Raw genomic sequence first — 947 nt, 5'->3', positions numbered from 1 at the left:
TGACGGATCGGGCGTCATGCCGGGCCGGACATGGATAATCGCGCCGGATAAGCAGTCGCTGGAGGATCGATGGATACGGCTGACGGCGGAGAAAGATGTTGCGAAACAGGAGGAATTATTCCATCCGCACCTTGGCGGTGACAAAACCGTTTCCAAAAAGTCCCAAGCCGGATTAGCGGGGCACGAACATCGTCCGGAGGCAGTCAGGAATGATCCGCAACCGGCAATCTCTCCGACCCGTTATGGCTTCCGCTCATTCGACCGGCAATGGATCATCCCTGACGCACGGCTCATAAATAGACCGAACCCCGCGCTGTGGAATTACTATTCGCCGAAACAGATTTATCTGATTGCATTGGAACGGCACTCACCGTCCTCAGGCCCAGCACTCACCTTTTCTGGCATCGTGCCAGATCACGACTACTACAAAGGTTCCTTTGCCGGTCGCGCGCATCCGCTCTGGCGAGACGTGACGGCAAAGCAGCCGAATATTCCAACGAAGCTGCTCGGATTGCTCGCCGATACGTATGGCCAGCCCGTCTCGGCCGAGGATGTGATGGCCTATCTAGCTGCCTTGATGGCTCATCCGGCGTTCACAGAGCGCTTCCTGCCTGATCTCGTGCAGCCCGGCCTGCGCGTGCCGTTGACGGCTGATCCGAACTTATTCTCACAAGCCGTTGTGCTTGGCCGCGAGGTGATCTGGCTGCACACTTATGGCGAACRCTTTTTCGAGCTTACTGCCGACAGGCCAAAGGCGCCGCCCCGTATGTCTAAGGACATCGCGCCGACGATCCCCGCAGAAGGTGCGATCCCTAGCCTACTTCCTGACACGATGGAGTACGATCCCGTGAAGCGCCGACTTCATGTCGGCAAGGGGTTCGTAGACAACGTCTCGCCGGAGATGTGGAAATACGAGGTCTCGGGCAAGCAGGTGGTCTGGCACTGGT

1 protein-coding gene is annotated in these 947 nt (G+C 57.9%); it reads left to right on the top strand.

Going from position 1 to position 947, the window contains the following annotated elements; genetic code table 11:
• Nucleotides 1–16 precede the first annotated feature (16 nt).
• Nucleotides 17–947, top strand: a 931-nt coding sequence (locus ACXJ7R_RS34415; protein ID WP_457155684.1) for a type ISP restriction/modification enzyme, incomplete at its 3' end; no start/stop codon positions are given.

This window comes from Mesorhizobium sp. P5_C1 (genome assembly GCF_054049815.1).
Note: the sequence above shows the minus strand (reverse complement) of the source record. Positions and strands in the feature narration are given on the sequence as shown.